The organism is Fluviicola sp., assembly GCF_030151805.1.
In the GTDB taxonomy this organism is placed as follows: domain Bacteria; phylum Bacteroidota; class Bacteroidia; order Flavobacteriales_D; family Crocinitomicaceae; genus Fluviicola.
Genome location: NZ_JASLCN010000077.1, coordinates 1 through 5,635, shown reverse-complemented (window position 1 = coordinate 5,635; position 5,635 = coordinate 1). Strand labels below are relative to the sequence as shown.

The following is a 5,635-nucleotide window of genomic DNA, read 5'->3' as shown; positions in this document are numbered from 1 at the left end:
AGTACAATTCCGGTTGAATTGACCCACGCAGTGTTGTCGTTTTTTGAGGTTCCGACTAATTCAAAAGTACCCGGAGTAGTGCTTTGGTTGGTAGAATAAAACATTATGGAAATGGCATCCTGATTGGTAGCTGTCCATGGAGCTGCGGGAGATTCTGTTAACGGATCTAAACTTCCTGCGGTTAAGGATGCGAGGTGGTGCCCCGGTCCTGATGAACCAAATCCGGTAAATTGAAAATCAATATCCAACACCCAATTGTCTGTGAGTGTCAAACCGTGATTGGTATAAATTCTCCGAGCAGAAGCATCGGAACAATTGACATAATTTGCTTTCCCGCTGCCAATACTGATTCCTGTTGAAACTTGTGTCCATGTATGTGCGGGAGAGAAATCTTCGGTGAATGTTTGTGCTTGCGAACTCCAGCTCAGGAATAGGCAAGACAGGATGGTGACTGTTTTTTTGATCATATGAATAATGTAGAATAATGATGCCTACTCATGAGCTTTTCGGCTGCCGCTACTGTGTTTACAGAATGACTGTCAAGGTTAAATGCATTCGGATGAAGCAAAGAGAAGATGTTTTTTCTGTTTAATCCGCCCAAATAATGGAGTTTTTGACCACTTTGCTTCGACATGGATTAATTTCCGCTTTGCAGAGCGAAAAAGTATCTGCAAATTGAGTTATCTTTGGGGACTTAAAAAAATAGAAAACAACTCTTGATATGGAGCAACAAGCACCCTATAAGTCAAAAAATAATATCCGGATTGTAACGGCGGCTTCGCTGTTTGACGGACATGACGCTGCCATTAATATCATGCGCCGTATTATTCAATCTACCGGTTGCGAGGTGATTCACCTGGGGCACGACCGTTCGGTGGAAGAAGTGGTTGATACTGCTATTCAGGAAGATGCCCAGGCAATTGCCATGACGTCTTACCAGGGTGGGCATACCGAATACTTCAAATACATGTATGATTTATTGAAGGAAAAAGGTGCGCCGCATATTAAGATTTTCGGTGGAGGAGGAGGAACGATTCTTCTTTCTGAAATCGAAGAATTACAGAATTATGGAATTACGCGTTTGTACCATCCGGATGACGGAAGATCACTTGGTTTACAGGGAATGATCAATGATTTGGTGGAGCGCTCGGATTATCCGGTAGGAGATGTACTGAACGGCGAGATCAATCATTTGGCTGAAAAACATGTTCCTTCCATTGCACGATTGATTTCTGCAGCTGAGAACTATCCTGAAATGGCTGCTCCGGTGATGGAGCAGGTGCATCAGATTGCTGCGAAGAATGATGTTCCTGTTTTGGGAATCACCGGTACGGGTGGAGCAGGAAAATCTTCGTTGGTTGATGAATTGGTTCGACGTTTCTTAATGGATTTTCCGGACAAGCAAATTGCGGTTGTTTCAGTGGATCCCTCCAAACGCAAAACCGGTGGTGCTTTGCTTGGAGACAGAATCCGGATGAATGCGATTAAAAACCCGCGTGTTTATATGCGTTCTTTGGCAACACGCCAATCGAACCTGGCTTTGTCGAAACACGTTTCGGAAGCGATTCAGATTCTGAAAGCAGCGAATTACGACCTGATCATCCTGGAAACTTCCGGAATCGGTCAGTCAGATACGGAAATATTAGATCACTCAGATGCTTCTCTTTATGTGATGACTCCGGAATACGGAGCGGCAACACAGCTCGAGAAAATCGACATGTTGGATTTTGCGGATGTGATCGCACTGAATAAGTTCGATAAACGGGGAGCTTTGGATGCTCTCAGAGATGTGCGCAAGCAATACCAGCGAAACCACAATTTGTGGGATAAAAACGTGGACGAGATGCCGGTTTTCGGAACCATTGCTTCTCAGTTCAACGATCCGGGAATGAATACGTTGTATAAGGTAGTCATGGATAAGGTCAAGGAAAAGACGAATGCTCCCCTGGAATCCAAATTTGAGATCACGAGAGAAATGTCTGAAAAAATCTTTGTGATTCCGCCGGATAGAACGCGTTACCTGTCTGAGATTTCGGAAAACAACCGGAACTTTGATAAATGGGTAAACAAGCAGGTAGAAGTTGCTGATAAATTATATGGTTTACAAAAATCCGTTGAAACGCTGCAAGCTAGTTCAATGGAGGATAAAGACCGTTTGGTAAAAGGAGTTCAGGAAGCATTTGAAGCGGTAAAACGCGATTTGGATCCGCACAACTGGCAAATCCTGGAGTCGTGGGAAGCGAAAAAAGCTTCTTATGCAGCACCGGAATTTATTTTCAAGGTGCGTGATAAGGAATTGCGTATGGCAACTCATACCGAATCTCTTTCTCATACGCAGATTCCGAAGGTAGCGCTTCCGAAATTCAGATCGTGGGGAGATATTTTGCGTTGGTCTTTACAGGAAAATGTTCCGGGAGAATTTCCGTATACGTCCGGGTTGTTCCCTTTCAAACGCGAGGGAGAAGATCCTACACGGATGTTTGCCGGAGAAGGAGGACCGGAAAGAACCAACCGCCGTTTCCACTATGTTAGTTTGGGAATGCCTGCAAAACGTTTGTCTACGGCATTCGACTCGGTGACGCTTTATGGAAATGATCCGGATTTGAGACCGGATATTTACGGAAAAGTAGGTAACTCGGGAGTTTCGATTTGTTGTTTGGACGATGCGAAGAAACTGTATTCGGGTTTTGACCTGTCGCATCCTGCAACTTCTGTTTCCATGACGATTAACGGTCCGGCACCGATGCTTCTTGGTTTCTTCATGAATGCTGCCATTGATCAGAATTGTGAGAAATACATCAAGGCGAATGGCCTGGAGAAAGAAGTTGAAGCAAAAATCAAAGCAATTTATAAAGCCAAAGGAATTGACCGTCCGCAATACCAGGGAGAACTTCCGGAAGGAAACGATGGTTTGGGCTTGTTCCTGTTGGGAGTAACCGGAGATCAGGTGCTTCCGGCTGATGTATATGCAGAAATCAAAACAGAAACGCTGAAACAGGTTCGCGGAACCGTTCAGGCAGATATTTTGAAAGAAGATCAGGCACAGAATACCTGTATTTTCTCTACGGAGTTTGCGCTTCGTTTGATGGGGGATGTGCAGCAGTATTTCATTGAAAAACAAGTACGGAACTTCTATTCGGTTTCCATTTCAGGATACCATATTGCGGAGGCGGGTGCAAACCCGATCACGCAGCTGGCATTTACGTTGGCTAACGGATTTACGTATGTAGAATACTATTTGAGTCGCGGAATGGATATCAATGCATTCGGGCCGAACCTGTCCTTTTTCTTCTCTAACGGGATCGACCCGGAATATGCGGTAATCGGTCGTGTGGCAAGAAGAATCTGGGCAAAAGCACTGGCGAAGAAGTACGGAGCAAATCCGCGTGCGCAGATGTTGAAGTACCACATTCAGACTTCCGGGCGTTCATTGCATGCGCAGGAAATTGATTTCAACGATATCCGGACAACGTTGCAGGCTTTGTATGCGATTTACGATAACTGTAACTCGCTTCACACGAATGCATACGACGAAGCGATTACAACGCCTACGGAAGAATCCGTTCGTCGTGCAATGGCCATTCAGCTGATTATTAACCGTGAGTTGGGACTGGCTAAAAACGAAAACCCGCTTCAGGGATCATTCATCATTGAAGAGCTGACGGATTTGGTGGAAGAGGCTGTATTGACAGAGTTTGACCGAATTACAGAGCGCGGTGGCGTTTTGGGAGCGATGGAAACCATGTACCAGCGTTCTAAAATCCAGGAGGAATCCTTGTATTATGAAACGTTGAAACACAACGGGGATTTCCCGATCATCGGAGTGAATACCTTCCTGAGTTCAAAAGGATCTCCGACGGTAGAGCCAAAAGAAGTGATTCGTGCTTCTGAAGAGGAAAAAGAATACCAGATTACAATGCTGAGCGCATTACAGGCAATCCATAAAGACAAGCTGGACAGTATGTTGAGTGAATTGCAGCGAACTGCGATCCAGAATAAAAACATCTTCGAGCAATTGATGGAAGTATGTAAATATGCTTCTTTGGGACAAATCACCAAAGCGTTGTTTGAAGTAGGAGGACAGTACCGAAGAAATATGTAATTGAATTTCAGAATAATCCAGAAAGGGCTGTTTCACTTTGAGACAGCCCTTTTCGTTTTTATTTCATGCCTTTGACTTGTTTCTGCTTAAGCTGTTCGCCTGCAGATTGAATATCGCTGACAGGTACATTGCCGCTTCTGCGGAATATCATTGCAACGCGTGTGAAGAGACGAACCCAAAAACGCGTCCATGGATCTACCGGAATTGGTATCCCATTTGGCCCGATAACAAAGCCGCCGCCGCCAACTTTTACGCCGTAGGAAACATAGATCCATCCTGCCCGGTAACGATTCGGGTCTACTTTAACCGGTCCGCCACCACCGGATGCGGGCGTATGGTAGAATGCAAAGAGAACTCCTGTTTCATTTTGTTCGATGGGTTGTTTCCGGTCGTTTAAAACGGTACTTCCATTTTTGATTTTTTGCCATTCTTTGTACGGAACGCCGTCTACATTCTGGAAAGCGCTTACGTCAACTGCAGAAGGGGCTGTGTCAATGGTTCCGTATTCGTTGGCGGTGAATTTTTTGTCTGCATCCGGAGATCCGTTTGTAAAGACATCGACAAAATCACTGTTGGAAAAGTCGCAGATATCAACGTTAAATGCATCTACGATGAATCCGTTTCCGCCATCTCCGCCCGTTGGTAAATAAACGACCACACCTTCAATGTTGTCGCTTCCGACTTCCAGATCTTGGAAAGCGGCAATTGAAGTATAAAAAAGAGAGCCGTTTGCTGTTCCTTTGAAGGATGCAAAAGCGAAGGAAACGATTTGGCCTTCGTAGACCAATTGTTCATTGACGTTGACTGCATATAAATCTCCTGTCCCGTAGGAACCGGGGTTTGTTTCCGAGATCAGCGGCATGTTGTTGATTGAGTGGTGATTGCGTCGTCCGCTACTTGTGGTTTTGTAAACCACGTACTTAATTCGAATAGTTGCCATATGAGCATTGTGTATAGTGGTGCCTACTCTTTAAGGATTTTCGGCTTACTCCGTACTATTTCTGCTGATAATGCTGATAAACTGGGCTTTTCGAATGGGGGGAGATACTAAGAGTAGTAAGACATGTCTGGCACGCTCATTCAGTAAATAGTGTGGAATGACGCATCGTGCGATTTTTCCGGTTTCAAATGTAATGTATTGTAATATAGGTGATTACTTTTTTCAGCGAAAGGTGGATTTAAGTGTTTGGATAGGAGGATTCGGCTAGTGTTTGGAGCTATAAGTTTGTGTTGGGTATTCTGTTATCTTCTTTCCATTCACCAAGGCAGTGTATGAAAATGGAGGTGATTTTAATTATGAATTACGAATTACGAATTACGAATGCCGAATGCCGAATTATGAAGGGTAGATGAGGCTGGAGGAGTTGGAGGTAAGAGTCAGGATGTTTATAGTTTAGGTGTTGGGGGTGAACTTCTTTTTTTTACACATCTGTTATGTGTTTTTATTTTAGGATTTCAAGGTATAATTCCTTTCTGATCCCGGGAAAACAGGACTGAAGAGGGGCCAAAAACGGCTGAAACGCCCTAAAACCG

The 5,635-nt window shown here is 44.4% G+C and carries 3 protein-coding genes; 1 reads left to right on the top strand and 2 read right to left on the bottom strand.

Annotation, left to right across the window (positions count from 1 at the left end; all coding sequences use genetic code 11):
- Positions 1–467 (bottom strand): hypothetical protein (locus tag Q1V93_RS03150; protein WP_300661330.1); only part of this gene is annotated, 467 nt, incomplete at its 3' end.
- A 254-nt stretch (positions 468–721) separates the two neighbouring features.
- On the opposite strand from Q1V93_RS03150, the gene Q1V93_RS03145 reads away from it, so the two are divergent.
- Positions 722–4,102 (top strand): methylmalonyl-CoA mutase family protein, encoded by a 3,381-nt coding sequence (locus Q1V93_RS03145; protein WP_300661327.1) that lies wholly within the window; start codon positions 722–724, stop codon positions 4,100–4,102.
- A gap of 58 nt (positions 4,103–4,160) precedes the next feature.
- On the opposite strand, the gene Q1V93_RS03140 is transcribed toward Q1V93_RS03145, so the two are convergent.
- A complete protein-coding gene (locus Q1V93_RS03140; RefSeq protein WP_300661324.1) occupies positions 4,161–5,042 on the bottom strand; it encodes a hypothetical protein in 882 nt (293 codons plus the stop codon).
- Positions 5,043–5,635: the final 593 nt, after the last annotated feature.

Bases quoted from the DNA above. Each gene is read 5' to 3' on its own strand.
- Q1V93_RS03140 (WP_300661324.1), bottom strand. From the start codon at position 5,042: ATGGCAACTATTCGAATTAAGTACGTGGTTTACAAAACCACAAGTAGC.
- Q1V93_RS03145 (WP_300661327.1), top strand. From the start codon at position 722: ATGGAGCAACAAGCACCCTATAAGTCAAAAAATAATATCCGGATTGTA.